This window comes from Microbacterium sp. LjRoot45, from assembly GCF_964253325.1.
Lineage (GTDB): Bacteria > Actinomycetota > Actinomycetes > Actinomycetales > Microbacteriaceae > Microbacterium.
Window position 1 is genome coordinate 3,236,314 of record NZ_CAXUQM020000001.1, and the last position, 26,493, is coordinate 3,262,806.

At 69.7% G+C, this 26,493-nt stretch carries 24 protein-coding genes; 7 read left to right on the forward strand and 17 right to left on the reverse strand.

Annotation, left to right across the window (positions count from 1 at the left end; genetic code table 11):
- Position 1: 1 nt before the first annotated feature.
- A complete protein-coding gene (locus ACSQ18_RS15405) occupies positions 2 to 1,321 on the reverse strand; it encodes an ABC transporter substrate-binding protein (RefSeq protein ID WP_436038353.1) in 1,320 nt (439 codons plus the stop codon).
- A 74-nt stretch (positions 1,322 to 1,395) separates the two neighbouring features.
- Positions 1,396 to 2,157, reverse strand: coding sequence for an SDR family NAD(P)-dependent oxidoreductase (locus ACSQ18_RS15410; protein ID WP_436038354.1), 762 nt, complete (start codon positions 2,155 to 2,157; stop codon positions 1,396 to 1,398).
- Between the two features lie 141 nt (positions 2,158 to 2,298).
- Here ACSQ18_RS15410 and ACSQ18_RS15415 point away from each other — a divergent pair, with 141 nt between their 5' ends.
- The 3 genes from ACSQ18_RS15415 to ACSQ18_RS15425 all read left to right on the forward strand — a co-directional run bounded on the left by ACSQ18_RS15415 (position 2,299) and on the right by ACSQ18_RS15425 (position 5,333).
- Positions 2,299 to 3,297: a hypothetical protein gene (locus tag ACSQ18_RS15415; protein WP_436038355.1), complete on the forward strand. Its 999-nt coding sequence runs from the start codon at positions 2,299 to 2,301 to the stop codon at positions 3,295 to 3,297.
- Between the two features lie 81 nt (positions 3,298 to 3,378).
- A complete protein-coding gene (locus ACSQ18_RS15420; RefSeq protein ID WP_436038356.1) occupies positions 3,379 to 4,575 on the forward strand; it encodes a mandelate racemase/muconate lactonizing enzyme family protein in 1,197 nt (398 codons plus the stop codon).
- A 17-nt stretch (positions 4,576 to 4,592) separates the two neighbouring features.
- Positions 4,593 to 5,333 (forward strand): FadR/GntR family transcriptional regulator, encoded by a 741-nt coding sequence (locus tag ACSQ18_RS15425; protein ID WP_144806710.1) that lies wholly within the window; start codon positions 4,593 to 4,595, stop codon positions 5,331 to 5,333.
- Positions 5,334 to 5,389: 56 nt separating this feature from the next.
- On the opposite strand, the gene ACSQ18_RS15430 is transcribed toward ACSQ18_RS15425, so the two are convergent.
- From ACSQ18_RS15430 to ACSQ18_RS15455, 6 genes are all read right to left on the reverse strand, one after another.
- Positions 5,390 to 5,785: a DUF779 domain-containing protein gene (locus ACSQ18_RS15430; RefSeq protein WP_436038357.1), complete on the reverse strand. Its 396-nt coding sequence runs from the start codon at positions 5,783 to 5,785 to the stop codon at positions 5,390 to 5,392.
- A 205-nt stretch (positions 5,786 to 5,990) separates the two neighbouring features.
- A complete protein-coding gene (gene exaC, locus ACSQ18_RS15435; protein WP_436038358.1) occupies positions 5,991 to 7,538 on the reverse strand; it encodes an acetaldehyde dehydrogenase ExaC in 1,548 nt (515 codons plus the stop codon).
- A 297-nt stretch (positions 7,539 to 7,835) separates the two neighbouring features.
- Complete coding sequence (gene malQ / locus ACSQ18_RS15440; protein WP_436038359.1) at positions 7,836 to 9,965, reverse strand: 4-alpha-glucanotransferase; 2,130 nt, start codon at positions 9,963 to 9,965, stop codon at positions 7,836 to 7,838.
- 61 nt (positions 9,966 to 10,026) lie between these two features.
- Entirely contained in the window at positions 10,027 to 11,346 is a 1,320-nt protein-coding gene (locus ACSQ18_RS15445; protein WP_436038360.1) for a GAF domain-containing protein, read from the reverse strand.
- A gap of 90 nt (positions 11,347 to 11,436) precedes the next feature.
- Positions 11,437 to 12,894, reverse strand: a complete 1,458-nt coding sequence (locus ACSQ18_RS15450) for a CCA tRNA nucleotidyltransferase (protein WP_436038361.1) — start codon at positions 12,892 to 12,894, stop codon at positions 11,437 to 11,439.
- Between the two features lie 23 nt (positions 12,895 to 12,917).
- Positions 12,918 to 14,477 (reverse strand): DUF7059 domain-containing protein, encoded by a 1,560-nt coding sequence (locus ACSQ18_RS15455; RefSeq protein ID WP_436038362.1) that lies wholly within the window; start codon positions 14,475 to 14,477, stop codon positions 12,918 to 12,920.
- Between the two features lie 108 nt (positions 14,478 to 14,585).
- Between ACSQ18_RS15455 and ACSQ18_RS15460 the strand changes: the two genes are divergently transcribed.
- The 4 genes from ACSQ18_RS15460 (at position 14,586) to trxA (ending at position 19,787) form a co-directional block, all read left to right on the forward strand.
- Positions 14,586 to 16,694 (forward strand): DUF6049 family protein, encoded by a 2,109-nt coding sequence (locus ACSQ18_RS15460; RefSeq protein ID WP_436038363.1) that lies wholly within the window; start codon positions 14,586 to 14,588, stop codon positions 16,692 to 16,694.
- Positions 16,687 to 18,291, forward strand: coding sequence for a murein biosynthesis integral membrane protein MurJ (gene murJ / locus ACSQ18_RS15465; RefSeq protein WP_436038364.1), 1,605 nt, complete (start codon positions 16,687 to 16,689; stop codon positions 18,289 to 18,291). The genes ACSQ18_RS15460 and murJ overlap by 8 nt, the downstream gene beginning before the upstream one ends.
- Positions 18,292 to 18,404: 113 nt before the next feature.
- Entirely contained in the window at positions 18,405 to 19,391 is a 987-nt protein-coding gene (gene trxB, locus ACSQ18_RS15470) for a thioredoxin-disulfide reductase (RefSeq protein WP_144806719.1), read from the forward strand.
- Between the two features lie 72 nt (positions 19,392 to 19,463).
- A complete protein-coding gene (gene trxA, locus ACSQ18_RS15475) occupies positions 19,464 to 19,787 on the forward strand; it encodes a thioredoxin (RefSeq protein ID WP_144806720.1) in 324 nt (107 codons plus the stop codon).
- A 70-nt stretch (positions 19,788 to 19,857) separates the two neighbouring features.
- Here trxA and ACSQ18_RS15480 read toward each other — a convergent pair whose 3' ends face one another.
- From ACSQ18_RS15480 to rpmH, 9 genes are all read right to left on the reverse strand, one after another.
- Positions 19,858 to 20,196 carry a tryptophan synthase subunit alpha gene (locus ACSQ18_RS15480; RefSeq protein WP_301038738.1) on the reverse strand — a complete coding sequence of 113 codons (339 nt, stop codon included), beginning with the start codon at positions 20,194 to 20,196 and terminating at the stop codon, positions 19,858 to 19,860.
- A gap of 49 nt (positions 20,197 to 20,245) precedes the next feature.
- The gene (locus ACSQ18_RS15485) at positions 20,246 to 21,193 is read right to left on the reverse strand and encodes a ParB/RepB/Spo0J family partition protein (protein ID WP_436038365.1); all 948 of its coding nucleotides are present in this window, start codon (positions 21,191 to 21,193) and stop codon (positions 20,246 to 20,248) included.
- Positions 21,193 to 22,125: a ParA family protein gene (locus ACSQ18_RS15490; protein WP_436038366.1), complete on the reverse strand. Its 933-nt coding sequence runs from the start codon at positions 22,123 to 22,125 to the stop codon at positions 21,193 to 21,195. Before ACSQ18_RS15490 ends, ACSQ18_RS15485 begins: the two co-directional genes overlap by 1 nt.
- An 836-nt stretch (positions 22,126 to 22,961) precedes the next feature.
- Positions 22,962 to 23,591 (reverse strand): 16S rRNA (guanine(527)-N(7))-methyltransferase RsmG, encoded by a 630-nt coding sequence (gene rsmG / locus ACSQ18_RS15495; protein WP_436038464.1) that lies wholly within the window; start codon positions 23,589 to 23,591, stop codon positions 22,962 to 22,964.
- Between the two features lie 19 nt (positions 23,592 to 23,610).
- Entirely contained in the window at positions 23,611 to 24,099 is a 489-nt protein-coding gene (locus tag ACSQ18_RS15500; protein ID WP_144806724.1) for a R3H domain-containing nucleic acid-binding protein, read from the reverse strand.
- Positions 24,100 to 24,119: 20 nt separating this feature from the next.
- Positions 24,120 to 25,271, reverse strand: a complete 1,152-nt coding sequence (yidC, locus tag ACSQ18_RS15505) for a membrane protein insertase YidC (protein ID WP_436038465.1) — start codon at positions 25,269 to 25,271, stop codon at positions 24,120 to 24,122.
- A gap of 6 nt (positions 25,272 to 25,277) precedes the next feature.
- Positions 25,278 to 25,589: a membrane protein insertion efficiency factor YidD gene (yidD, locus tag ACSQ18_RS15510; RefSeq protein ID WP_436038466.1), complete on the reverse strand. Its 312-nt coding sequence runs from the start codon at positions 25,587 to 25,589 to the stop codon at positions 25,278 to 25,280.
- A gap of 41 nt (positions 25,590 to 25,630) precedes the next feature.
- Positions 25,631 to 25,969: a ribonuclease P protein component gene (gene rnpA, locus ACSQ18_RS15515; RefSeq protein ID WP_436038367.1), complete on the reverse strand. Its 339-nt coding sequence runs from the start codon at positions 25,967 to 25,969 to the stop codon at positions 25,631 to 25,633.
- Between the two features lie 12 nt (positions 25,970 to 25,981).
- Positions 25,982 to 26,119 carry a 50S ribosomal protein L34 gene (gene rpmH / locus ACSQ18_RS15520; protein ID WP_033105593.1) on the reverse strand — a complete coding sequence of 46 codons (138 nt, stop codon included), beginning with the start codon at positions 26,117 to 26,119 and terminating at the stop codon, positions 25,982 to 25,984.
- Between the last annotated feature and the right edge of the window lie 374 nt (positions 26,120 to 26,493).

Here is a 26,493-nt window from a genome sequence, read left to right on the forward strand (position 1 = left end):
ATCAGCCCGCCAACTCGGCCTCGTAGGCGTCCTGGAGCTGTGACACGGCGTCTTCAGGCGTCGTCTGCCCCGTGTAGACGGTGGCGTTGAGGCGGTAGAACAGGTCGATGACCGACTGCGGCATCACGTTGTCGAACGGGTACACGACAGCATCGGTGCTGGAGACGAACTCGGCTTCGGACTTCAAGTAGTAGTTGGTGATCACGGAGGTGTCGGCGGAGGCGCTGTTGGACGGCTCCGTCTGGAACAGCTCGACGTACTGATCGATGGTGGCCGGCTCGGCGAGGTACTGCAGGAACTTCTTGGCGAGGTCCTTGTTCTCCGAGTAGTTGGTGATCGACACCGATACGTTCGGACCCCCCGCGAGAGCGGTCGGATAGGCGGAACCGGCGAGGGTCGGGATCGGGAAGACGCCGGCGTTCTCGCCCATGGCCTCTTCGAGGGCACCGTTCTCCCATGCGCCCGAGACCATGAACAGGCCCTTGCCCTGCACGAATCCGGTGAGCTGCTCGGAGTTGCCGATGGAGCCCGCGTCCGGGTTGGTGAGCCCGAGCTCGTACGGCTGGGCGTACGCATCGTAAGCGGCGACCATCGCGGGGTCGGTCAGCGGGATCTTCCCGCTGTACATGTCGGTGAACGCGGTGGGACCCAGTTGGCCGCCGACGAGCGCGGCCATGACCCACGCGCCGACATAGCCTTCCTGGTTGGGGGTCCAGAACGGCACGGCATCCCCGATCTTGCCCTTCGCCTGCTGACCGAGTGCGACGAGGTCTTCCCATGTGGCGGGCGGCGTCGACAGGTCGATCCCGGCCTGTTCGGCGAGCTCCTTGTTGTAGAAGACGTAGAAGTAGGAGCCGCCGCCGTAAGGGAGGCCGAGCAGTGCGCCGTCTTCGGCGTACCCGGCGCGCACGGTGTTCCATCCGGAGAGGTCGCTCATCGTCTCATCGGAGAAGACACCGTCGAGGTCTTCCAGGAAGTCGGCGTAGTCCACCGTGTTGCCTCCCGTGTAGCCGATGCGCACGTCGGGCCCGTTGCCCGCGATCGAGGCGGCCTGGAACTGCGCGGCATCCTTCGAAATGTCGCCGGAGAGAGTGACGAGGTCGACGGTGACCCCCGGGTTGTCCTTCTCGAACTGATCGACGGCGATGTTCAGGAAGGAGTTGTCGGCGACGGCGCCGTCATCGGTCTTCTTGGTGAGCAGGCCCGGGTCCCATACGGTCAGCGTCGTGGACGCGCTGTCGTCACTGCTCGTCGAGCACGCGGCGAGGCCGAGTGCGAGGGCGCCCGTCGCGACGATAGCGCCGACTCTGCTGAGCTTCATGTCGTTTCCTTTCGAGGTACTGGTGGTGCAGGAGTGAGATGCGGTTGATCGATCAAATTTTTCGGCACGGCACTTCACAGCGCGGCCCCGAGTCCGCCGTCCACGGCGATCACCGCGCCGGTCATGTAGGTGTTCTCCGGGGCGAGCAGCAGCGCGATCACGGCCGCCACCTCGTCCGGCGTTCCCGGGCGGCGCAGGGGGATGCCGGCGTGGTCGACGAAGACGGTGCGGAACCATTCGGTGTCGTACTCCTTGCGACCATCGGGCAGCAGCGCCATCGGGGTGTCGACGAATCCGGGTGCCACGGCGTTGACCAGGATGCCGTCAGCGGCCAGGTCCACGGCCAGAGCGCGGGTCGCGGCGTGGAGCCCGCCCTTGCTCGCCGCGTAGGCGACCGATCGCGCGGCCGACCGGTCGGCCTGCACCGACCCCACATGGACGACGCGTCCGGACCCGGAACGGCGCAGGAGGGGGACGAGCGCGACCGTGAGGCGCACGGCCGCGGCGAGGTTGATCTGCAGCATGCGGTCCAGATCGCCCACAGCGTCTCTCGCGTCGTCGAGGACGGGAGCCACGCCGGCAGCGTGGACGACGGCGTCCAGCGCGTCGCTCTGGGAACCGATCGCGTCGCGCACGGCGTCCGCGATCGTCGCGTCGCCGAGGTCATGGGCGAGCGCGGTCGCGACGGGGAGGGCCTCGGCCAACGCAGACAGCCGCGACGCATCGCGATCCAGCAGGAAGAGTCGATGGCCGAGGGAGGCGAGCCTGCGAGCGGTGGCCGCGCCGATGCCGCCGGCGGCACCGGTGACCAGCACCGTGCGTGAAGCAGAAGTCATCGGGCATCCTTGCGTTCGAGTCGCTTTGATCTTACCTAAGAGCCGTCATTGTTTGCCAGCCCCAGAATCATCACAGATGAATGTAGCGCAATTGTGCTTTAGATAATACCTTTAGCGCAAGGGCGAATGTGAGGGGGTGCGATGAGCGAATCGCTCGAGCTCGTATGGGATCGTGGCCGCGCCTCCGTCGCCGCGACGGCGGCGATGCTCACCGACGTCGTCTTCCACGGCATCCCTCGGCACGCGCGACCCTTCGCGCAGGCGCCGTGGGCACCGGACGACGAGGACGTGATGGCGTCGCCCGGCCACCTTCGCGTGCTCGGCGGGGACTTCGTCTGCCTGCCCTTCGGATCCGCTCCGGTCCCCTCGGATGCCCCGGCGGCGTGGCGTCACGCGAGTCGCGCAGCTCACGTGGGACAGCGCATCCCCCAGCCTCCCCACGGGCACCCCGCCGATGCGCGTTGGCGCCTGCGGTCGGCCGACGACGCCACTGTCGACGCAGAGCTGACCTTGCCCACGGGAGACGTGGAGCGCCTTCGGCGGCGGGTGCGCGGCGTGCCGGGCCGCGCGCGGCTCGAGTTCGAGCTCGAGGTCGTGTCGCGGAGGGATCACCGCACCTCGATGGGTCTGCATCCGATCCTCGCTCTTCCCGACGACGGCGAGGCGTCGATCGACGTCGCGTTCGCGTGGGGGCGGGTGTGGCCGGGGAGCCTCCATCCTGATGCGCGGCCGCTTCCCGACGCGATGTTCACCGCGCTCGATGCCGTTCCCGCCCGCGGGGGCCGGGCCGATCTCACCCGGCTGCCCCCTCCCCACCCGACCGAGGAGATCGTGCAGCTCGTGGGCGCTCGCTCACCGTTGCGGATCCGGCACGACGACGGCACGGTCGTCGTCGTGGAATGGGACCATGTCGTCTTTCCGTCGGTGCTGCTGTGGCTGTCGGACCGAGGGCTTGCTGCACCGCCGTGGCGGGGGCGGTATCGCGGGCTGGGTGTGGAGCCCGTGGCATCCGCGTTCGATTTCCCCCTCGCCACCTCGCTGGCGGACAACCCGATCGCCGCGGCCGGCGCGCGGACCTGGGTCGACCTGCCCGCAGGGGCCCCGCTCCTCATCCGTCACGCAGTGGAGGTATTAGTATGATGAAAGTTGGTCTGCACGCGTCAGCCAATGCCGAGATTGTGCGATGGAGATCGCTTTCATACGATCTGAGAAAGGAATGCCGTGCGGATCGATAGCGTCGACTTCTTCTACGCGAGTATGCCCGAGGTGACCCTCGAGGCCGACGGCAGCCAGGATGCTCTGCTCGTCCGCGTGAGGGCCGGTGAGCACGAGGGGTGGGGGGAGTGCGAGTCGTCACCGTTGACATCGATCGCCGCCTTCGTCGCGCCGAGATCGCATGGGGTGTGTCGCCCCGTCGCCGACTCCGTGCTGGGTGAGCGCATCGACGGGCCCGACGACATCCACCGGATCGCGCGCCTGGTCGCGCGCAACAGCATGGACCTGCTGCAGGCGGCGCACACCTTCTCGGGAATCGAGATCGCCCTGTGGGACCTGCTCGGACGGGTGCGTGAGGAACCGGTATGGCGGCTCCTCGGAGCCACGCGCGCCCACCCCAAGCTCCCTTACGCATCCGTACTGTTCGGCGACACCCCTGACGAGACGATCACCAGAGGGCGCGAGGCAGTCGCACGCGGGTTCCGAGCGGTGAAGTTCGGCTGGGGCCCCTTCGGCGCGGGCTCGGTCGAGGCAGACGCCGACCAACTGCACGCGGCACGAGAAGCCATCGGTGCCGACCGACAGCTCATGATCGACGCCGGCCAGGTCTGGGAGGCCGACGTGGATGCCGCCGCCGCTCGCATGGGTGCATTGAACGACGTCCGTGCGCTCTGGTTGGAAGAACCCTTCGCCGCAGCCGAATTCGACGCCTACGCCGCTCTCGCGGCGCGCTCCGGCGCCGTCAGGCTGGCCGGTGGCGAAGGGGCGCACGAGGAGGCGATGGCGCGCAACCTCATCCGGCATGCGGCCATCGGGTTCGTGCAGATCGACACGGGCCGGGTAGGGGGCATCGGACCGTCGGCACGTATCGCGGAGGTCGCGCAACGAGCCGGCGTCACCTTCGTCAACCACACCTTCACCTCGCACCTCGCCCTCTCGGCATCCCTCCAGGCCTTCGCGGGCATGCCGGAGCACGTTGTCTGCGAGTACCCAGCCGAACCCAAACAGCTCGCCATCGATCTGACGACCACACACATCGCGCCTGACGCCGACGGGCTCATCCACGTGCCGGATTCCCCGGGTCTGGGAATGAATGTGGACGTCCTCGCTCTGAGCCGGTACCTGCGCCGAGTGGACATCACGGTGGACGGGGAAAGCCTGTACTCTAGCCCGCAGTCCGACAGCGCTGCGCTGTCGTCGTGACGAACGTTCGGAGGCACGTGAGCGGGACGACTGCCGACGCGGGATCCGGATACTCGCTGCGCGGGCGCCAGGGTCACGTGATCGAGGCGCTGGGCCGCGCCATCGTCGGGGGGACCTACCGCCCCGGCGACCTCTTGCCGCGCGAGGCGGAGCTGACCGAGGAGTACGGCGTCAGCCGCACCTCGGTTCGCGAAGCGATGAAGGTGCTCGCGGCGAAAGGGCTCGTGGACATCCGTCCCAAGGTAGGCACCCGCGTGCGGGCCCGCGAGCTCTGGAGCAGCTTCGACTCCGACCTTCTCACCTGGACCTACGTGGAAGGCATGGCCACCGAGCTCATGCGCGACCTCGTCGAGCTCCGGCAGATCGTCGAGCCGAGCGCGGCACGCCTCGCCGCCGGCCGCGCCACCATGCACGACTTGGGACGCATCGAACAGGCAGCGCTCGACCTCGCCGGCGCAGCCCACGACCACACCGCCTACGCCGAGCACGACGTGGAGTTCCATCTGGCGGTCTACGCCGCCTCGCACAACACCTTCCTGTCCCGCTTCGGAACACTCGTGGCCGACTTCATGAAGCTGTCGTTCGATCTTCAGCAGGAAGCGACGACCCTCTCGCTGGAAGAAGATGCGGCACGCCACGTCGCCGTGCTCGAGGCCATCACCCGCGGCGACACCGAGGCCGCCGGCGAACGGATGCTGCAAGTGGTGCTCGACGGAAAGGTCGCCCTCGTCGCGGCACTGCGCGATCAAGAGAGCTGACGCTGCCCGGTCGCCCGCACAGACGGGATCGGCGCCGGAGGATCCTCCTCCTCGTCCTACGCCGGGGCGAGCCCGAAGTGCGCCAGCTCGGCACCGGTCAGCATGCGCGAGCGGATGAGGAACCGCATGCCCGTCGGACCCTCCACGCTGAATCCGGCCCCGCGGCCGGGCACGACGTCGATCGTCAGGTGCGTGTACTTCCAGTACTCGAACTGCGACTCCGAGATGAAGACGTCGACCGGGTCGTCGAGCCCGACGTCGAGCCCGCCCAGGTGCACGTCGCTCGGACCGGTGAGGAACATCCCGACGGGATAGCACATGGGGGCGCTGCCGTCACAGCACCCCCCGGACTGGTGGAACATCAGCGGACCGTGCTGCGCGGTGAGGTCACGCAGCAGCGCGGCCGCGGCATCCGTCACCTCGACGCGGGTGAAGGAATCGTCGGCGGTCATGGCATCCTCCCTCGGGGTCTTGTGTGCGTTCCGTGTCTGCGTTTCGCGTCCGCGTTTCGTCTCGCTGCGCTCGCTCAACGACCGGGTGGGGGACGCTGCTCAACGACCGGGAGTGGGGGACGCCCCCGGTCGTTGAGCGAGGAGCGCAGCGACGAGACGAAACGCAGACGAGTCGAAACGCAGACGAGACGAAACGCAGCTGAGCTCAGAAGAAGCCCATCGCTCCCTCGGCGTACGAGACGAGCAGGTTCTTCGTCTGCTGGTAGTGGTCGAGCATCTTCAGGTGGTTCTCGCGGCCGATGCCCGACTGCTTGTACCCGCCGAACGCAGCGTGGGCCGGGTACTGGTGGTACGTGTTGGTCCACACGCGACCGGCTTCGATGCCGCGGCCGGCGCGGTACATCGTGTCGGCCGAGCGGCTCCACACCCCGGCGCCCAGGCCGTAGAGCGTGTCGTTCGCGATCGAGAGGGCGTCGTCGAAGTCGTCGAAGCTCGTGACCGAGACGACCGGACCGAAGATCTCCTCCTGGAAGATCCGCATGTCGTTCGTGCCCTCGAACACCGTCGGCGCGACGTAGTACCCGCCGCTGAGCTCGCCTCCGAGGTCGACCCTCTCCCCACCGGCGAGCAGCTTCGCGCCGCCCTGCTTCCCGATGTCGATGTAGCTGAGGATCTTCTCGAGCTGGTCGTTCGACGCCTGCGCACCGATCATCGTGGCCGGATCGAGCGGGTTGCCCTGCACGATCTTCGAGACCCGGTCGAGCCCGTCGGCGAGGAAGCCGTCGTAGATCGAACGCTGGATGAGCGCGCGCGACGGGCAGGTGCACACCTCACCCTGGTTGAGGGCGAAGAACGTGAAACCCTCCAGGGCCTTGTCGTAGTAGGCATCCTTCTCGCGGGCGACGTCCTCGAAGAAGACGTTCGCGCTCTTGCCGCCGAGCTCCAGCGTCACCGGGATGAGGTTCTGCGACGCGTACTGCATGATGAGGCGGCCCGTCGTCGTCTCACCCGTGAACGCGACCTTGCGGATGCGCTTGTGCTGGGCGAGCGGCGCGCCGGCCTCGATGCCGAAGCCGTTGACGATGTTCACGACGCCCGCGGGCAGCAGGTCACCGATGATCTCGAACAGGAAAAGAATGGATGCCGGCGTCTGCTCGGCCGGCTTCAGCACGACGCAGTTACCGGCGGCGAGCGCGGGCGCCAGCTTCCACGTGGCCATGAGGATGGGGAAGTTCCACGGGATGATCTGTCCCACGACGCCCAGCGGCTCGTGGAAGTGGTAGGCGACGGTGTCTTCGTCGATCTGGCTGAGCGAGCCCTCCTGCGCGCGCAGCACCCCCGCGAAGTAGCGGAAGTGGTCGACGGCGAGCGGGATGTCGGCGGCGAGCGTCTCGCGGACGGGCTTGCCGTTCTCCCACGTCTCGGCCACGGCGATCCGCTCGAGATTCTGTTCGATACGGTCGGCGATCTTGTTGAGGATCACGGCGCGGTCGGCGGGCGTCGTGCGCTTCCACGATTCGAACGCCTTCCAGGCGACGTCGACGGCACGGTCGATGTCCTCCACGGTGCCCCGGCCGACCTCGGTGAACGGCTTGCCGGTGACGGGGGTGATGTTCTCGAAGTACTGGCCCTTGATCGGCTCGACGAACTCGCCGCCGATGTAGTGGCCGTAGCGGGCGCGGTACTCGGCGACCGACCCCCGCTGGCCCGGGGCGGCGTAGACGCTCGAGACGCCTTCTTCGACGATGGTCATGGTGTCTCCTTCGACGACATGAGTCGCGGCAACGGTGCCGCGTTCGGATGCCGTCGAGGCTAGGTCGCGCCACGTTGCATCCTGTTGCGGTGCGTTTCGTCTCGGCTGCGCCTCGCTCAACGTCCGGGCTCGCTCAACGTCCGGGAGAGGAGGACGGCGGCGACACCCGGTCCCGTGTGGCCAACTCCTCCATTTCGGGCGCCGAAGGGCCGGATCCGGCGGTTTCGGCCCACACCGGCACCGAATCGAAGGAGTTAGCTACGCGACCGCCGAGTGACAGCGGCCCGACGGCGACCGCTAGATCGCCCGGTCGACCGCCGCGAGCAGCGACGCGAACCGCGCGTGCGCGGCGAGGTCGTCGAGGAGCACCGCGCGACCGGCGGAGTCGGCGAGGGGCACCTGCCAGTTGGGGTACTCCTTGTCGGTGCCCGGCTGGTTCTGCGTGCGCCGCTCACCGACGGCGTCGACGAGGGCGACCCCGAGCAGCACCGACGGCGATGCAGTGATCAGCAGGTTCAGCGCCTCGATCACCTGCTGCTCGCTGGGCGCTTGGTCGATGAGACCGCGGTCGTGGAGGAGCGACAGCATCGCGGAACGTTCCTTCTCGGCATCCGCGAGCTCGTCCTCGACGGGACGGGTGAGGAGGTGCAGCCGCGCGCGCAGCGCGACGTGCTCGTCGGCGAGGTATCCCGCCGTCGGGGGCAGGTCGTGGGTGTTGACGGTCGCGAGGAGGGCCCGCCGGTAGTGCTCGGGCGGGCGGAAGCCGTCGCCCTCGCGCTCGAACCACAGCACGCTCGTGCCGAGGATGCCGCGGGCGGCGAGGTAGTCGCGCACCCACGGTTCGACGTTTCCGAGGTCTTCGCCGATGAGCACCGCGCCGGCGCGGTGGGCTTCGAGAGCGAGGACGCCGATCATCGCCTCGTGGTCGTAGCGGACGTACGTGCCGGCGCCCGCACCGAACCCCTCCGGAATCCACCACAGCCGGAACAGCCCGATGACGTGGTCGATCCGCAGTGCGCCGGCGTGGCGGAGCAGGGTGCGGATCATGTCGCGCAGCGGCGCGTATCCCGCCTCGGCCAGGGCCGCCGGCAGCCACGGCGGCTGGTTCCAGTTCTGACCCTGCTGGTTGTACATGTCGGGCGGGGCGCCCACCGTGATGCCGGGCGCGTACATGTCGTGGAGCGACCAGGCATCCGAGCCCTTCGTGTGCACGCCGACGGCGAGGTCGTGCATGACGCCGATCGCCATGCCGGATGCCAGGGCGGCGGCCTGCGCGTCACGTGCCTGACCGTCGGCGATCCACTGCAGCCACACGTGGAAGTCGACGCGCGCCGACAGCTCCGTGCGCAGCCGCGCGACGAGGGGGGAGCGGATGTCCCAGGCCTCGGCCGGTCGCTCCTCGCCCTCGTAGTGCTCTTCGAGGGCGCACCACAGCGCGAAGTCCTGGAGCGGCTGACCCTCGCGTTCGGTGAACGCGGCGAGCTCGGCGGCGCGGCCGGCGGAGCGCGGTGCCGCGTGGATCACCTCGAGCGCGCGCCGCTTCGCCGCCCACACGGCGTCGCGGTCGATGCGTTCGGCGTCGGTGTCGTCGGCGACGACGGCGGCGCGCGCGGCGTCGACGACGGCGCGGTCGGATGCCGTCAGGTACGCGGCCTCGCGGACATCCTCGGGCCGCACGTAGAGCGGCGCGAGGAACCGGCGGGTCGCGGGCAGATACGGCGAGGGCTCGATGGGGCTCGTGACCTCCGCCGCGTGCAGCGGATTCACGAGCAGGAAGTCGGCGCCGCGTGCGCCGGCGATCGCGGCGAGGTCGCCCAGGTCGGCGAAGTCGCCCATGCCCCACGAGGCCCGCGAGCGCACCGAGTAGATCTGGGCCATGAGGCCCCAGCCGCGCGACCGGCCCGGGCGCGCGGGCGGGTCGGGCAGGCGCTCCGGCGTGATGACGAGGGGGCAGGATGCCGTGCGGTCGGCGTCGTCGTGGCCGAACGCGCGCTGGGCCGCGTGCAGGGTGTGCCACCCGAGTGGAAGGTCCGCAGGCACGGGCACCTCGACGCGCCACACGAGCACCCCGCCGACGAGTCGCGCGGCGGGTCGCTGCTCGGGGATCTGCAGCTCGCGCCACGATCCGTCTTCGAGGGCGACCGAGACGGTCACGTCGTGGCCGTCGGCGACGTGGACGGGCAGCACCCGCGCGCCGGGGCGGGTGACGTGGGAGGGCGGGAGCAGGCGACGCCACGGCGCTTCGTCGGCATCCGTCAGGGCGGCGGACACCGCGGCATCCGTGGCAGGATCGACCCCCATCGCCCGCAGCACCGTGCGGAGGGTGTCGTCGGGCACGGAGACGCGGTCACCGAAGAACGACCAGTACTCCGTCGCGATGCCGTGCGCCTCTGCGAGCGCGAGCAGTGCCGCGTGGTCGTCGGTCATGTCGGCTCCCTCCGTCACGGCCATCCTGCCACCCGCGGCGCGCCGTTTCCGGATCAGCCGGTCACGCGTCGAGGCGCTCCAGCCGAGCGACCACCCCGGCGCGCTTGGGCGACCGGGCCGGCAGCATGCTCAGCGCGAGCCGCAGCGCTTCCGCGTCGTCGGCCCCGTCGTCGGTGTCGGCGTAGGCGAGCAGCACATCGGCGGATGCCTCGGCCAGCAGCGCTTCGCGGAGCGCGCCCCGCACCGAGTCGCGGAACTCCTCCACGCCCGGCGCGACCGACTCGGGGAGCACCCGGCCTCGGTAGGCGGCGAGCGCGACACGGTGGGCGCCGCGGTCGAGCAGCGAGACCACCTGGTGGGCGTCGGTCTCCAGGTCGACCGGCAGCCGGTAGGGCCGCGACGTGGGCACGAGGTGGGGAGCCGTGCGTTCGAGCGCCTTGCGCAGCCGCACCATCTCGGGTCGGAGGGTGCCCTCGGCCTCTTCGCCGTACACGAGTTCGGACAGCCGCTCCGACGACAGCCCCTGCCGATGGACGGCGAGCATGAGGAGGATCTCGGCGTGGCGCGCCGAGAGCTCGGTCACCGATTCGCCGGTGTCGCCGGCCACTTCCAGCAGCGCACGGTCGCGTCCCAGCACGCGCAGGACGCTGCGTTCGGGCGCCCGCACCGGTGCGCGGCGCACGGGGGCCGGCGCGGCGGGAGCGGCAGCGCGTGCGCGCAGTCGCGCCACGAGCAGCTCGCCTTCGATCGCGCGCGCCGTCGCGTCGACGAGCAGCTGCGCCTGCGGGGTCGCGGCGTCAGCACCACCGGTCACGTCGATCACGCCCACGAGACGCCGGGTCTCGGGGTCGTGCAACGGCGCGGCCGTGCACGACCAGGGCTGGACGAGTCGGTTGAAGTGCTCCGCGCCGTGGATCTGCACCGAGCGGTCGAGGGCGAGTGCGGTGCCCGGAGCCGACGTGCCGACGGAGCGCTCCGACCAGTCCGCCCCCGCGACGAAGCCCATGTCGCCGGTGAGCGCGCGCACGTGGCGGTCGCCTTCGACCCACAGCAGCCGCCCCGCGGCATCCCCGACGGCGACGATCACTCCCGAGTCGGCGTCGGGCGCGAGGAGGGCGCGCACCATCTCCATCGCCCCGGCGAGGGGGTGGGCGCTGCGGTAGGCCTCGAGCTCGTCTTCGCTGAGGTCGAGCGCCGGTGCTCCTTCCGCCCCGACCAGGAGGGCGAGGGAGCGACGCCACGACTCGCGCACGAGCGGCCGGACGTCGCCGAGCCGCGCGTCACCCGCGTTGCCGCCCACGAGCTCCTCGTGCGCGCGCTCGATCAGCAGACGCGAGTTCTCGGGCGAGACCTCGCGGCGCGACGACCAGGACGAGGGCACGGCGCTCCCTTCCGCAGTGAAGGAGTCCCCCGGGTGCGAGGGCGGGTGAGGACGAGTGCCCCCAGTGTAGGTCGCCCTCCGCCTCCGCGGTCAGCCCTGGTCGGACGTCCGGGCGGCCCACCACGCGCGCAGGCGCTCCTCGGCATCCGCCGGCTCGAGGATCCCCTCGTCGAGGCGCAGGTCGAGGAGGAACCGGTACGCCTGACCCACCTCCGGACCTGGACGGATGCCGAGCACCTCCTGGATGCGGTTGCCGTCGAGGGCGGGGCGCATCGCGTCGAGCTGCTCCTGCGCGGCCAGTTCGGCGATGCGGCGCTCGATGTCGTCGTACGCGGCGCGCAGCGTCGCCGCCTTGCGCTTGTTGCGGGTCGTGACGTCGGCGCGCGTGAGGATGTGGAGGCGTTCGAGCTCGGGACCCGCGTCGCGCACGTAGCGACGCACGGCCGAGTCGGTCCACACCCCTTCCGCGTAGCCGAAGAACCGCAGGTGCTGCTCGATGAGCTGCGTGACCGACGTGATCGTCGCGGCGTCGAAGCGCAGCGCGTTGAGGCGCTTCCTGGCCAGCCGCGCGCCCTTCACGTCGTGATGGTGGAAGCTGACGCCGCCGCCGGGTTCGAGACGCCGCGTCGCGGGCTTGCCGATGTCGTGCAAGAGGGCCGCGAGCCGCAGGGTGACGTCGGGGCCGGCCTCGGGATGCCGGGTCCGCTCCAATTCGATCGCCTGCCGCAGCACGGTGAGCGAGTGCTCGTAGACGTCCTTGTGGTGGTGGTGCTCGTCGACTTCCAGCTGCAGCGCCGGCACCTCGGGCAGGAACTCGCCCGCCAGGCCCGTGTCGACCAGCAGCCGGATGCCGCGCAAGGGATCGTCGGTCTGGAGCAGCTTCACGAGCTCCCCCTGCACCCGCTCGGCGCTCACGATGCGGAGCGTCTCGCGGAGGCGCGCCATGGCATCCACCGTCTCGGAAGCCACCGTGAAGCCGAGTTGCGAGGAGAAGCGGGCGGCGCGGAGCATCCGCAGCGGATCGTCGCCGAAGCTCACCGACGGATCGGTGGGAGTGCGCAGCACGCCCGCGAGGAGGTCTTCGACACCGCTGGTGGGGTCGACGAGCGTCGGGCCCGGCACCCGCAGCGCCATCGCGTTGACGGTGAAGTCCCGGCGCACGAGGTCCTGCTCGAGAGTGTCGCCGAACTCGACGGTGGGCTTGCGGGTCACGCCGTCGTAGCTGTCGGCGCGGTACGTCGTGATCTCGACCTGTTCGGCCCGCCCGGTCTCGGGGTCGCGGATCTTCGCCCCGATGGTGCCGAAGTCGCGCCCGACGTCCCAGGTCGCGGTCGCGAGGGGCGCGACGATCCGGAGGATGTCGTCGGGCCGTGCGTTCGTCGTGTAGTCGAGGTCGTGGGTCTCGCGGCCGAGCAGCGCGTCGCGCACGGGACCGCCGACGAGCGCCAGTTCGAACCCGGCCGCGGCGAACGCGGCACCGAGCGCGGACGTCACCGGCGAGGCGGCGAGCGCGCCGATACGGGCGAGGCCCTCGGCCATGTTGAGCATGCGTCGAGCCTATCCGCGCGGCGTCACGCGAACGTCAGGAAGCCCGTGAAGACGAGCTCTCTCACGCGGGGCAGGAGGTCGTCGCGGAGGGCCGCGGCATCCACTTCCAGCAGGTCGGCGATGGCGGCGACGAGCGGCCCGACGGCGAGGTCTCCGTCGCACGCGCCGACGAGCGCGGCGAGCGCCGGGTCGACCTCGATCGTGCGGGCGAATCCGCCACCCTGACGCAGCTCGATGACGCTCGGGTCGGCCGCGCCGGGCAGATGATGGCGCGCTTCGGTGACGTCGTCGGCGACGACCAGCACGGATGCCGCGAGCGCGTCGTCGTCGAGTCTGCTCAGCCGGTGCCAGGCGGAGGTCGCCGCGAGGAGGTGGGGGCCGAGGGCGCCGGCGACGGGCTGAGCGATCCGCTCGTAGCGGGCGAGGGTGGGCGCGCCCGACGGTGGCCGGTGCAGCAGCAGGTAGCCGAAGCCGACGGCCGTGACGCCCCGGGCGGCGAAGTCGTCGAGCCACGCCTGCACGAGGGCCGCGTACTCGGGGGTGCCGGCGACGGTGCCGCCGTCGCGTACCCACAACTCGGCGTAGGCGAGCGGGTCGAGCCGCTCGCGCTCCACGACCCACGCGTCCAGGGGCACCGGCGAGGCGGCGACCCAGCCGCGGACACGGTCGAGGCCGTCCTCGTCGTCGCGGTACTCCCAGTTGCCGAGGAGCTGCGCCACCCCGCCGGGAGCGAGCACGGTGCCCACCTGCGACACGAACGCGGCGACGAGCGCGTCGCCCGAGAAGCCGGCGTCGCGGTACTCGTACTCGGGCACTCCGGCGACGCGCGGCGTGATGACGAACGGCGGGTTGGAGACGACCCGCTCGAACTCTTCGCCCGCGACGGGCTCGAACAGGCTGCCGTGCCGCGTCTGGATGCCGGTCACGCCGTTGAGGAGCGCGTTCAGCTCGGTGAAGCGCAGCGCCCGCTCCGACACGTCGGTCGCGACGACCTCGTCGGCGTGGTGCCGCGCGCGCAGCGCCTGGATGCCGCAGCCGGTGCCGATGTCGAGCACTCGCCCCACGGGAGCCGGCAGCTGGAGCCCGGCGAGCGTGAGCGACGCTCCACCGACCCCCAGCACGTGACCGATCGGGAGCACGCCGCGGTGCGCCTGGGCGGTGAGCGCCCCCTCGTCGAGATCGCTCGCGATCCACCACTGCCCCGCGCCCGCCTCGTCGGCGACGTCCTGCGGGCGGACGAGGGCGGCGGGCACGACGAGGCCCTCGTCGATCGTGGCAAGCCCCAGAGCGACCAGGCCCGCCCCGCGGCAGGCGGGGAGGGCCGCGTCGACCAGATCGAGCGCGGTCGGGATACCGAGGAACAAGAGTCGCGCGAGCACCGCCAGTGGATCGTCGGCGGGGTCTGCGGGTCGGGCGGCGAGCGCGGCGAGCGCCGGGGCGGTCAGCCCGTGACCCACCGCCTCGTCCGCCAGCGGACCCCAGGCGGCGCGCACCGCGTCGGCCGTGTAGCCGGCGGCGCGGAGGTCGGCGCCGAGCGCGGCGCAGCGGGTCGGATCGGGCTGCGGGTCGGTCACGGCATCCATTCAACCCCACCGGCAGCCCGCGTTTCGCGGCGCCGTCGAGGGGGCGCACAGCGGCACGACCGTAGAATGCCACCAGTCGTGCGGTCATGGATCGCACACCCCGCTGCCATGACCATGACTCCTCCTGCCTCCGTGGCGCCCGACGCGCGGCGCCCGGGCGCGCGCACGCACCGGCTCGCGCCGACGTCTCGCATCGTCGCGGCGGCGGCCGCGGTGCTCTTGGGCGTGTCGGTGTTCGCGGGTGCGTTCGGTGCGCCGCCGTCCGCGGCGGCCGCCGACGTCGAGACCTCATCAGGGCTGGAGCTCCGCGTCGCCGCGGAGGGCGACGGTGTGGTCGGCGACGACGGCAGCCTGCGTGTGGCCCTGTCGATGGTGAACCAGACGGCCACGACCGTTCCGGCAGGCACGGCCGACATCTCCGTCGGCCGCGTGCCGCTGGCATCCCGCTCGGCCGTCTCCGCCTGGCTCGAGGGCACGAGGACGACGCGTCTGCGCGACGTGGGCACCGCGACGCTCGGTGCCGTGCCGTCGCTGTCCGCCGTCACCGCCACGACGGTCGTCGAGGTCGGCGACGAGCTGGATCCCGGTGTGTACGCCCTGCGGGCGACGTCCCCGTCGCCGCGAGGCACGCTCGTCTCGCGCGGAGTGTTCGTGGTCGGCGACGACGTCGACGGTGACATCGCCGTGCTCGTGCCGATCACGGCGGGCCCCCTGGAGAACGACCTGCTGTCCTCCGACGAGCTCGCCGAGCTGACCGCCCCCGGCGGCGGACTGCGCGCCCAGGTGGATGCCGTCACCGGCACGGCCGCCATCCTCGCCGTCGATCCCGCCGTCGTCGCCGCGATCCGCGTGCTCGGCACGACGGCCCCGCCCACGGCCACCGAGTGGCTCGATGACCTCCTCGCGTTGCCGAACACCCGGTTCGCGCTGCAGTTCGGCGACGCCGATCTCGCCGCCCAGTACGCCGCAGGGGTGACCGAACCGCTCACCGTCCCCACGCTCGCCCCCGCCATCGTCGCCGCGGGCGTCGACACCTCCACCCCGAGCCCCACGCCGACCGCCACTCCCACGCCCGCACCCGGATCGGAGAGCCCGGTGACCGCCGACATGGCCGCGCTCACCGACATCGGCGACGCGCGCGGCGACGTGTTCTGGCCCGCGGAGGGGACCATCGACGCCGATCTCGTCGCGTCCCTCGGGGCCCTCTCGCCCGAGGCGGTCACGATCGTGTCGTCGGCCGACGTCGGCGGCGAGGCCGGAGCCCGCGCCCGCGCCGGCGACAGCGACCTCCTCGTCTACGACGCCGACGTGTCCGCCGCGCTGCAGACGGCCACCTCGGCTCCCCGGCGCATCGACCGGACGGCGGCGCTGGCCACGGCATCCGCCTACGCGTCGTTCGCCGACGCCGACACCGACCTGCTCGTCACCGTCGGGCGCTCCGGCGACCGGACGCTCCCCGCCCTCCGCGCCGCCGTGCGCGCGGCCGTGCGCCTCGACGACCGGGATGCCGTCAGCCTCACCGCCGTGCACACCGGCACCGCGAAGGCCGTGTCGGTCGGGCGCGGCGCACCGGATGCGGACCGCGTGGCGGCGCTGGAGCGGTTCATCGACGGCGAACGGGATCTCGCCGACTTCGCCACGATCCTCGCCGACCCGACGGTGCTGACCGCGACGGAGCGGGCGGCCGTCCTGCAGCTCCTCGGCAACGGGTGGGCAGAGCATCCCGACGCGTGGCGCCTTGCGGTCGAGGACCACCTCAACGAGACGGCCGCGACGCTCGATGCCGTGGCGATCGTGCCCTCGCCCGACATCAACCTGCTCGGCTCCAGCGCGCCCCTCACCTTCTCCGTCCGCAACGACCTGCCGTGGCCGGCGACCCTCGTGCTCCTCGCCGAGCCGAACGACCCTCGCCTCGTCGTCCAGAACCGGATCGAGGTCGCGGCGGGCGCCGCGCAGACCACGCGTGTCGACGTGCCCGTCCAGGCCCGGGTGGGAAGCGGCGAGTCCAGCCTCGACCTCGAGCTGCGCAGCCCCACGATGGTGCCGATCGGCACGACGACGACCGTCGTCGTCTCGGTGCAGGCGGAGTGGGAGAGCGTCGGCATCGCCGTCATGGCCGTGCTCGTGGGAACCTTCCTCGTGCTCGGGATCGTGCGCACGGTCCTGCGCCTTCGCCGCAGAGCAGCTCCCCGCAGCGACGGGAGAGCCGATGGCTAGCCTCGGCCGGGCGAGTGCCCTCGTCGGCGCCGGCACGCTCGTGTCGCGCATCACGGGACTCGTCCGCAACATCGTGCTCGCCGCTGCCGTGGGTGTCGTCATGGCCGGTGCGGGCGACGCGTTCGCGATCGCCAACCAGCTCCCCAACAGCATCTACGCGCTGATCTCGTCGGGATTGCTCGCGGGCGTCGTCGTGCCGCAGATCGTGTCCGCCGTGCGCACCCACGACGACCGTGGCAGCGCGTTCGTGTCGAAGCTCCTCACCCTCGGCGTGATCGCCCTCGGCGCCGTCGCCGTGGTGGCGGTGATCGCCGCGCCCCTGCTCGTGCAGCTGTACGGCGCGGCGCTCCCGCCCGCGACGCAAGCGCTGACGCTCGCCCTGGCCTACTGGTGCCTGCCGCAGCTGTTCTTCTACGGCCTGTACGCCCTCGTGGGCGAAGTGCTCAACGCGCGCCGCATCTTCGGTCCGTACGCGTGGTCGCCGATCGTCAACAACATCGTCTCGATCGTCGGCTTCGGGGCGTTCATCTGGATCTTCGGACCGCAGCGCTCGGCCATCGGCTGGACCCCCGAGATGGTCGCACTGCTCGGCGGCACCGCCACCCTCGGCATCGTCCTGCAGGCCGGCATCCTTCTGCTGTTCTGGCGACGCGCGGGCCTGCAGGTGCGCCCCGACTTCCGCTGGCGCGGCATCGGCCTGCGCCACATCGGCCGGCTCGCCGGGTGGACCTTCCTCATGGTCATCGTGGGACAGCTCGCCGCGCTCGTGCAGGTGCGGTCGGTGGGCGCCGCGTCCGAGGCTGCGGCGGCCGTCGCGTCGATGCAGACCGCGTGGCTGCTGTTCATGCTGCCGTTCTCGGTGATCGTCATCTCGCTCGGCACCCCGTACTACACGCAGCTCAGCGAGCACGTCGCGGAGGGACGAACGGATGCCGTCACCGCCGACCTCGCCGCGCTGACGCGCACGATCGGCGTCTTCATGGTGGGCATCCTCGTGGCGATGATCGTGGCGGCCGTGCCCCTCGCCCGCATCTTCACCGACGACCCCGAAGGCGCCGTGTCGCTCGCCTGGGTGCTGGCCGCCTACCTCGTCGCCCTGCTGCCGCTGTCGTTCCAGTTCGGCCTCCAGCGCACGTTCTATGCCCTGCGCGACACCCGCACCCCGTTCTTCTACACGCTGGTCCAGGCGATCCTCGTCGTGACGACGGCGCTCATCGCCTCCGCGACCCTCCCCGTGCAGTGGCTCGCGGTCGGCATCGCGCTCGGCCAGTCCTCGGCCAACATCGTCCAGTTCGCCCTCGCGATCGTGCTCCTCCGTCGCAAGCTCGGCCGTCCGCTGGGGCTCGGCGGGGCCGTCCGCGCCGTCGTCCGGTTCCTCGTGGCCGCGATCCCCGCCGCCGGCGCCGGATGGCTGACGTTCGAGCTGCTGGGCGGGGTCGCCGGCTGGCCGGCATCCGATCGGTTCGCGGGGTTCCTCGCCGCTGCGATCATCGGGGTCGTCACCCTCCTCGTGTACGTCGTGTTCCTCGCGATCCTGCGGGCTCCGGAGCTGCAGACGGCCCTGCGGGCGGTGCGCCGCTTCCTCCCCGGGCGCTGAGTGGCATCCGCCCGGCGAACGCGCCGCCGACGCCCAGGCTGCGGGAATGTCCCGCGGCTACCATGGGTTGAATGTGCCGGGGCGATTCGCCCCGCTGAGGAAGGGACACAGACGTGCGGCAGGTCATCATCATCGGGTCGGGTCCGGCGGGATACACCGCGGCGATCTACGCCGCCCGCGCCAACCTCGAGCCGCTGCTCATCGCCAGCTCGGTCGAGGCCGGCGGCGAGCTCATGAACACGACCGAGGTCGAGAACTTCCCCGGGTTCCCCGAGGGCATCATGGGCCCCGACCTCATGACGAAGATGCAGGAGCAGGCGGAGCGCTTCGGCACCGAGGTCGTCTACGACGACGTCACCGAGGTCGACTTCTCCGGCCGCGTCAAGAAGATCACGCTCGGCTCCGGTGCCACGCACGAAGCGGATGCCATCGTCTACGCGACCGGTTCCGCACCGCGCAAGATCGGCATCGAGGGCGAGGCGCGACTGTCCGGTCACGGCGTCTCCTACTGCGCCACGTGCGACGGGTTCTTCTTCCGCGAGCGCGTCATCGCCGTCGTCGGCGGCGGTGACTCCGCGATGGAAGAGGCCACCTTCCTCACGAAGTTCGCGTCGAAGGTCTACGTCATCCACCGTCGCGAAGAGCTGCGTGCGTCGAAGATCATGCAGGAGCGCGCCTTCGCGAACGAGAAGATCGAGTTCGTGTGGAACAGCGCCGTGGTCGACGTCCTCGGTGAGGATGCCGTCACCGGAGTCGTCCTCGAAGACACCACCGACGGCTCGCGTCGTGAGCTGCCGCTCGACGGCCTCTTCGTCGCGATCGGCAACGACCCGCGCACGCACCTCGTCCACGGCACGCTCGACCTCACCGAGCACGGCACGATCTGGGTGGACGGCCGCTCGTCGCGCACGTCGGTGCCCGGCGTCTTCGCCGCGGGCGACGTCATCGACCCGACGTACCGCCAGGCGGTCACCGCCGCCGGCAGCGGAACCGTCGCGGCCCTCGACGTCGAGCACTACCTGGCATCCCTCGCCGACGCGGGGGCACCGGCCGTCGACGCGTCGCCGATCGACGGTCTCCCCGAGGCCGCCGTCGCCTGAACCACGCCCGAGGAACAAACGAGCGAGGTCGCGCGTTTCACCGATAGACAGCTTCCTGAAGGAGACACTGACATGACCGCAAAGGCCACCAACGAGAGCACCTGGCAGCAGGACGTCATCGACGCCGAGGGTCCCATCCTCGTGGACTTCTGGGCCGAGTGGTGTGGTCCGTGTCGCATGGTCGGACCGATCCTCGATGAGATCCAGTCCGAGAACGGCGACAAGATCACGGTCCTCAAGCTCAACGTCGACGAGAACCCGAACCTCGCCATGAAGTACCAGATCACCTCGATCCCGGCGATGAAGGTGTTCAACAAGGGTGAGGTCGAGAAGACGATCATCGGCGCCAAGCCGAAGTTCGCCCTCGAGCAGGACCTCGCCGCCTACATCGGCTGAACCCAGACGTACGGAAGCCCCGGTTGGATCTCTGATCTGACCGGGGCTTTCTCTTGCTCGGAAGCGAGGGTCAGGAGGCTTCGCGCACCGATGCGTCCCACGCGCGGTGCGGCTCGCTGCCCAGCAACCGCCAGACGGCCCGCGTGAGCGGCGGGTACTCCATGGCGATCTGGCGCAACACACGGTAGTTGCGAGCAGCCGTAGGACGCACGCCGCCGTCCGAGGCGATGTTCTCGGCGCGGAGGGTGAGCACGACGAGCTCATCGACAGACGGGAGGTCTTCCATGAACTCCCACGGATCCTGCCCGTCGCGCAGTCGCTCTTCGATCAGGACCGAGAGCTCGTCGCCCGCCTCGGCACGCAGCAGCTCGAGGCTGGCGCGGCGCGGAACGCGGGGGTCGTCGGTCACCTATCCAGGGTACGACCCATGGACGACGCCGGCACGACCGGACGAGCTTTCAGAAGGATCCGTACTCGGTCTCGCCGAGTTCCGCGAGAATGCGGTTGAGATCCTGAATGGTGGCGAAATCGATGTTGATCTGGCCTTTTTTCGCGTTCAACGAGATCTTCACGGTCGTGTTGAGGCGGTCGCCGAGCCGCTGGGCGACATCGTCCAGGTGGGCGCGACGGGCGCCGGCCTTCGGAGCGACACGACGCGGACCGGCATCCGGTGCCTTCGAGGCGGCCTCCGCTGCCCGCACCGAGAGGTCTTCGTTGACGATCTTGTCGGCGAGGCGCTGCATGGCATCCGCGTCGTCGAGCGACAGGATCGCACGGGCGTGGCCGGCGCTGAGCACCCCGGCGGCGACGCGCTGCTGCACGGGTACCGGGAGGCGCAGGAGGCGGATCGTGTTGCTGATCTGCGGACGCGAGCGACCGATGCGGGTGGCGAGTTCCTCTTGCGTGATGCCGAAGTCGTCGAGCAGCTGCTGGTAGGCGGACGCCTCTTCGAGCGGGTTGAGCTGCGACCGGTGGAGGTTCTCGAGGAGCGCGTCGCGCAGGAGGTTCTCGTCGGACGTGTCGCGGACGATCGCCGGGATGGACGTGAGCCCTGCCTCGCGCGACGCCCTCGTCCGTCGCTCACCCATGATGAGCTCGTACTTGCCGTCTTCGTTGGTACGCACGACGACGGGCTGCAGCACGCCGAACTCGCGGACGCTGTGGACGAGCTCGGCCAGGTCGTCGGCGTCGAAGTGCGTGCGGGGCTGACGGGGGTTCGGAACGATGTCGTGAGGATCGATCTCGATGAGGCGCGTGCCCGGGATCGCCAGCAGCTCCGCGGTCTCCTCCTCGACGACAGCCGACGGAGCACCGGGGAAGAAAACGTCTACCGGACGGGCCTCCGAGCTCTCCGCCGTGGGGATCAGCGCGCCGATGCCGCGGCCGAGACCAGTTCGCTTCGCCATCAGGTGGTCTCCTCGTCGTTGTGCTGATGTCCGCGCCGGGCGATCTCCACGGCTGCTTCGCGATAGGCCACGGCGCCGGCTGACGCCCCATCGTAGGCGATGACGGTCTGACCGAAGCTCGGCGCCTCCGAGACACGCACGGAACGCGGGATGACGGTCGCGAGCACCTCCCGTGGGAAGTGCGATCGCACCTCGTCGGCGACCTGCTGGGCCAGCCGTGTCCGGCCGTCGTACATGGTGAGCAGGATCGTCGACAGGTGCAGGCGCGGGTTGAGGTGCTTCTGGATCATGCGCACGCTGCCGAGGAGCTGGCTGAGACCCTCGAGCGCGTAGTACTCGCACTGAATGGGGATCATGAGCTCGTCGGCAGCGGTGAAGGCGTTGATCGTCAGCAGGCCGAGAGACGGCGGGCAGTCCACGATGACGAACTGCGGAGGCTGCTCGGCCGTGGCGAGGTAGTCCTCCAGCGCCGTGCGGAGGCGATGCTCGCGCGCCACCTGAGAGACGAGCTCGATCTCGGCTCCCGCGAGGTGGATGGTCGACGGAGCACAGAGCAGGAGGTCGGACTCCGGACTCGTCTGCACGATGTCGGCGAGCGGGAACTCATCGATCAGCACGTCGTACACGCTGGGAATGTCAGCGGTATGTGGCACACCGAGCGCCGTCGAGGCGTTGCCCTGCGGGTCGAGGTCCACCACCAGCACGCGCGCGCCCAGGGATGCCAGTGCTGACGCGATGTTGACGGTCGTGGTCGTCTTCCCCACGCCGCCCTTCTGGTTCGACACCGTGATGATCCGGGCAGGACCCGTGAAGTCGACCTCCACGCCCTCCAATGCCTTGCGGCGGGACGTCAGATCGGCGAGTTCGCGCGCGATCGGACTGTCATCGAAGGAGAAGGGTGCGGAGGACGTCGAGTTCTCCTGATCCGGCACCTGCATCTCCTGTCGTTCGGGGACCTTCCCACTGTAGTCGAGCCCACCCCCACCGGCTGCCGGATGCCGTTCCACGTGAAACATCGGATCCGGCCTGAGCGTGTGGAGGAGGCGCTGTGCTGGGCCGTGCACCCGAATTCGACATACATTGCGAACTCGGCCTCGTGGTTACTGCCAAGCCCGGTCTGGTCCGGCTCGGCTCGGCTCGGCCCGGCTTTGTCCGTCTCGGTCGACCTCACAACACGGCTGGCATGTTTCACGTGAAACATCCCAGCGGCGTTGACCACTTTGAGATCCCGATTTGGCTGGCGGCCCGTGCGAGTGGCACGCAGGCGGGGTGTGCCCGCACCCCGCCTGCCCCGCGAACCGCCTGTGGGCCTCGACGCGTTCGGGTGCAGGTCGATGTGCGTGAGGCCGCGTCGGAGCAGAGGGCTCGGCACCGAGCACGATGTTTCACGTGAAACATCGCTTCCAGATAGCTCAGTCCTTCACCAGACTGTCGGTCCACGTCCCACGACTCCGAGGCTGGTCGCCCTGACGCGATGTTTCACGTGAAACATCCGCGCGGTCACGGGCTTTCCCTCAGCCCAGGGCCGACTCCTCGGCCAGGTTGTGCAAGCGCACATCACGCACGAGGCGCTCGCGCGATGCCTCACATGACGACGCCACCCGCGCACGCGTCGCCCAACAGATGGAGTAGCCCAGACTGGTGCGACCTCCGCGAGCTTCCGGAGATCACGTTACTAAGTCAGCCGGTGGAGCCACGGGAGGCCCTCAGTCGACGCGCCCTATCCGATGTTTCACGTGAAACATCGAAAGCCGTCTGTTCAGTGAGCTCAGCGCACGGTCGCGCGGATGACGCGAGTGGGCTCCTCGATGACACCCTCACCGATGGGTTCCACGCGGACGTTCGTCAACCGGTGCTTCCGGATGACCTTCTCGGCCGCACCAATTTCATTCGCAGCGTTGGCGCCCTTGAGAAGCACCAACTCTCCACCATCACGAACCAGCGGCGCTACGAGCGGCACGAGGGTGCGCAGGGCGCTCACCGCGCGTGCGGTCACGGCATCCAGCACCGGGCCGCGCTTCCAGTCCTCAGCCCGCGCTCGTACGACCTCGACGTTGGAAAGACCCAATGCCGCAACCTGCTCGTCCAACCACGCCACACGACGTTCCATCGGCTCGATGAGCACCCATTCCACATCGGGCCGCGCAATCGCCAGCACGAGTCCGGGCAGACCGGCACCGGAGCCGATATCGCCGACGCGTGCTCCGGGCGCAAAGAGCGGCGCTGCCACGGCGCTGTTCAGGATGTGACGCGTCCAGAGCCGTGGCGGCTCCAGGGGGCCGATCAACCCACGCTCTTCGCCGTGCTCACCGAGTGCCGCGGTGAAAGCCCGCGCCACGTCGAGGCGATCACCGAAAACGACCGCCGCGGATGCCGGTTCCGGCTCAATCTCAATCATCGATGTTTCACGTGAAACATCAGCCACGGCGGATGACGGTGTGGCGGTCGGCACCCTCGCCGTAGGACTCGGACACGAATCCACGCTCCGCGACGACGTCGTGAACGAGCTTCCGCTCGTAGCTCGACATAGCGGGCAGAGATGCCTGCGACGCACCGTCCTCGATGCGCGCGATCGCGCGATCGACCAGCTTCTCGAGCTGCTGCTGTCGAGCGTCGCGCGAGCCGCCGATGTCGAGGATGAGGCGCGAGAAGCGACCCGTCTTCGCCTGCACCGCGATGCGGACGAGCTCCTGCAGCGCCTGCACGGTGTCGGGGGAGGAGAGCAGTCGAAGCGATGCTTCGTCGTCATTCTCGACCGTCACATAGGCACGACCCGCGCGCACGTCGAGAGCGAGGTCTCCGTCGATGTCGGCGATGTCGAGCAGCGCCTCGAGGTAGTCGGCGGCGATGTCGCCTTCCTCCTCGAGCTGCGCGACGGTGGCGGTGGACTCGGTGGCGCTGGTCATGGGGTTCCTCAGTGGCTCAATCAGGCCGGGTTCTTCGGCGTGGACGGGTCTTCGGGATCGGTACGCTTCGCGGGCTTCGGCGACTCGTCGGGCTTCTTCTGCTGCGACTGCTTCTTCGCGCGTTGCTTGCCCATCGGCTGCTGACGCTTCGGGGCCTGCTCCTTGGCGCGCTGCGCTTCTTCGTAGAGGCGCTGCTGCTCGGCCTGGTACTTCTCGAGCGGAACGATCTTGCCCTGCGCATCGAGGGCCTTCCCCTTGCGGGCCAGGCGCTCTTCACGCGCCTTGGCGGCCTCGGAACCGGGCGTGGGAAGGTTCCGGATGACGAGGAACTGCTGCACCATCGTCCAGATGTTGCTGGTGAACCAGTAGAGGACGACACCGAGCGGGAAGAAGACGCCAGAGAAGATGAAGGCGAGCGGCAGGATGTAGAGCATGATGCGTTGCATCTGGTACGCCTGGCCGGTCTTGGCCTCGGGGGACAGGTTCTTCGAGATGATCTGCAACTGCGTGAAGAACTGCGAGGCGATCATCAGCACGACGAGGATCACCAGGATCACGACGGTGGCCGTCTGACCGAGGCCGATGGCCTCCATCATGTTGGTGTGAAGCGGGGCCACCCCGAACAGCTGTGCGTCGTAGAACTGCTTCGTCAGGTCCGCGTTCAGCAGCCCGACACCGCCCACGCCCCACTCGGCGTGCCGCTTGACGTCACTCAGCGTGTAGAACATGCCGAGGAGGATCGGCATCTGCACGAGCAGTGGGAGACAGCTCGACACGGGCGTCGTACCGTGCTTCTTGTACAGCGCCATGGTCTCGCGGCTCATCGCCTCACGTGACAGCTGATCCTTCTTGCCGCGGTACTTCTCCTGAACTTTACGCAGTTCAGGAGCGATTTCCATCATCTTGCGCTGGCTCTTGATCTGACGCACGAAGAGCGGAATGAGCGCCGAGCGCACCACGATGACGAGACCGATGATCGACAGCACCCAGGTGAGTCCCGCATCGGGCTCCATGCCGAGGGTCGTGAACACCCAATGCCAGAACACGAGGATCGTCTCGACGATCCACTTGAACGGCCACATGATGGCGCTGAAGAAGTCGAGACCCTCCGCCGGCGGAGCGGTGGTCGGAGTCGGCACGGCCGGCGTCGGGGTCGCGGCGAAGAGATCCAGCAAGGATCAGTCCTTTCTCGGGTGCACGACGAAGCCGTGCGGAGTGAGGCGGTGTCGGAAGTGCGCATGCGCAGGAACGTCGTCGATCCCGCCCTGAGCCCAGGGGTGGCAGCGGGCGAGTCGCGCGGCGGTGAGCGCGGCGCCCTTGAGGGCGCCGTGTTGCTGCACCGCCCCGACTGCGTAGGCAGAGCACGACGGGTAGTACTTGCAGACGTCGCCGTACGTGTGCGAGATCGTCGCGCGGTAGCCGTGCAGCGCGGCGAGCACGATGTTCCGGGGCAGCAGCGTCACGAAGCCGAGCGGATCGGACGCCGTCAGCCGGCCCTCGCCGAGCGCATAGGACGGCAGCGTCGACGTGCTCACGCGAGTGCCTTCCTGCTCAGGCACCGCGCCACTTCGTCCCTCAGGGACGGGAAGGTCGCGGACGCCGAGCCCGGAAGGGCACGGATGACGATGTCGGCGCCGTCGCGAACAGACGGCAGCGCCTCGGCGCAGACCGCCTTGAGTCGACGACGAACGGTGTTGCGGGTCACAGCCGAGCCGACCTGCTTGCTGACGATGAAGCCGAATCGCGCCGGGCGGTCTTCACCGGAACTCACGACGTAGGTCACCGTCAGCGCGCCGGCGCACCGCGCACCCCCGCGGACGACGGCCTTGTACTCCGCTCCGCGGGTGATGCGGTTCCCGCGCGCCAGCACCGGTATGTCAGGTCAGGCCGAGAGCTCGGTGCGCCCCTTGGCGCGGCGAGCGGAGAGGATGCCACGGCCGGCACGCGTGCGCATGCGGGCGCGGAAACCGTGCTTCTTGGCGCGGCGGCGGTTGTTGGGCTGGAACGTGCGCTTGGTCATGAGGATCACTCCGGATCGGCGGTCACCGGAAAGCTGGAGCCGGAGACACGGGTACAGGGGACTGCCCGAAAGGGCATAAGTCAACTGACCTAGGGTACGTCGAGTCCCGCACGAACTCAAACCGGCAACATGTGAAGGAGACATTGTCCACCGACCTCACAGGTGGCCTGGCGAGGACACGCGGGCCGGAACTACAGTGGATTTGGCCGGTTCGGGGCCACATGACTAGCGTGGCACGGGCCAGTTATCCACAGGCTCGTCCCGAGGTTATCCACGGGCGTCGGCCGTTTTCCGCCAGCCGCCATCTGCGGGCCTGCACCCGCACTGCTTCGACACGGGGAGTCATGACACACCAAGAAGCTCCCGACGTTCCC

What these genes read in the sequence shown, in the direction of transcription:
- murJ (WP_436038364.1), top strand. Translation starts at nt 16,687, where the DNA reads ATGGCTAGCCTCGGCCGGGCGAGTGCCCTCGTCGGCGCCGGCACGCTC.
- ACSQ18_RS15450 (WP_436038361.1), bottom strand. Translation starts at nt 12,894, where the DNA reads ATGCTCAACATGGCCGAGGGCCTCGCCCGTATCGGCGCGCTCGCCGCC.
- ACSQ18_RS15405 (WP_436038353.1), bottom strand. Translation starts at nt 1,321, where the DNA reads ATGAAGCTCAGCAGAGTCGGCGCTATCGTCGCGACGGGCGCCCTCGCA.
- ACSQ18_RS15500 (WP_144806724.1), bottom strand. Translation starts at nt 24,099, where the DNA reads ATGACCAGCGCCACCGAGTCCACCGCCACCGTCGCGCAGCTCGAGGAG.
- malQ (WP_436038359.1), bottom strand. Translation starts at nt 9,965, where the DNA reads ATGACCGACGACCACGCGGCACTGCTCGCGCTCGCAGAGGCGCACGGC.
- rsmG (WP_436038464.1), bottom strand. Translation starts at nt 23,591, where the DNA reads ATGATTGAGATTGAGCCGGAACCGGCATCCGCGGCGGTCGTTTTCGGT.
- ACSQ18_RS15430 (WP_436038357.1), bottom strand. Translation starts at nt 5,785, where the DNA reads ATGACCGCCGACGATTCCTTCACCCGCGTCGAGGTGACGGATGCCGCG.
- ACSQ18_RS15410 (WP_436038354.1), bottom strand. Translation starts at nt 2,157, where the DNA reads ATGACTTCTGCTTCACGCACGGTGCTGGTCACCGGTGCCGCCGGCGGC.
- rpmH (WP_033105593.1), bottom strand. Translation starts at nt 26,119, where the DNA reads ATGACCAAGCGCACGTTCCAGCCCAACAACCGCCGCCGCGCCAAGAAG.
- ACSQ18_RS15415 (WP_436038355.1), top strand. Translation starts at nt 2,299, where the DNA reads ATGAGCGAATCGCTCGAGCTCGTATGGGATCGTGGCCGCGCCTCCGTC.
- ACSQ18_RS15485 (WP_436038365.1), bottom strand. Translation starts at nt 21,193, where the DNA reads ATGGCGAAGCGAACTGGTCTCGGCCGCGGCATCGGCGCGCTGATCCCC.
- ACSQ18_RS15455 (WP_436038362.1), bottom strand. Translation starts at nt 14,477, where the DNA reads ATGGATGCCGTGACCGACCCGCAGCCCGATCCGACCCGCTGCGCCGCG.
- exaC (WP_436038358.1), bottom strand. Translation starts at nt 7,538, where the DNA reads ATGACCATCGTCGAAGAAGGCGTCTCGAGCGTCTACGCCGCCCCGGGC.
- ACSQ18_RS15460 (WP_436038363.1), top strand. Translation starts at nt 14,586, where the DNA reads ATGACCATGACTCCTCCTGCCTCCGTGGCGCCCGACGCGCGGCGCCCG.
- trxA (WP_144806720.1), top strand. Translation starts at nt 19,464, where the DNA reads ATGACCGCAAAGGCCACCAACGAGAGCACCTGGCAGCAGGACGTCATC.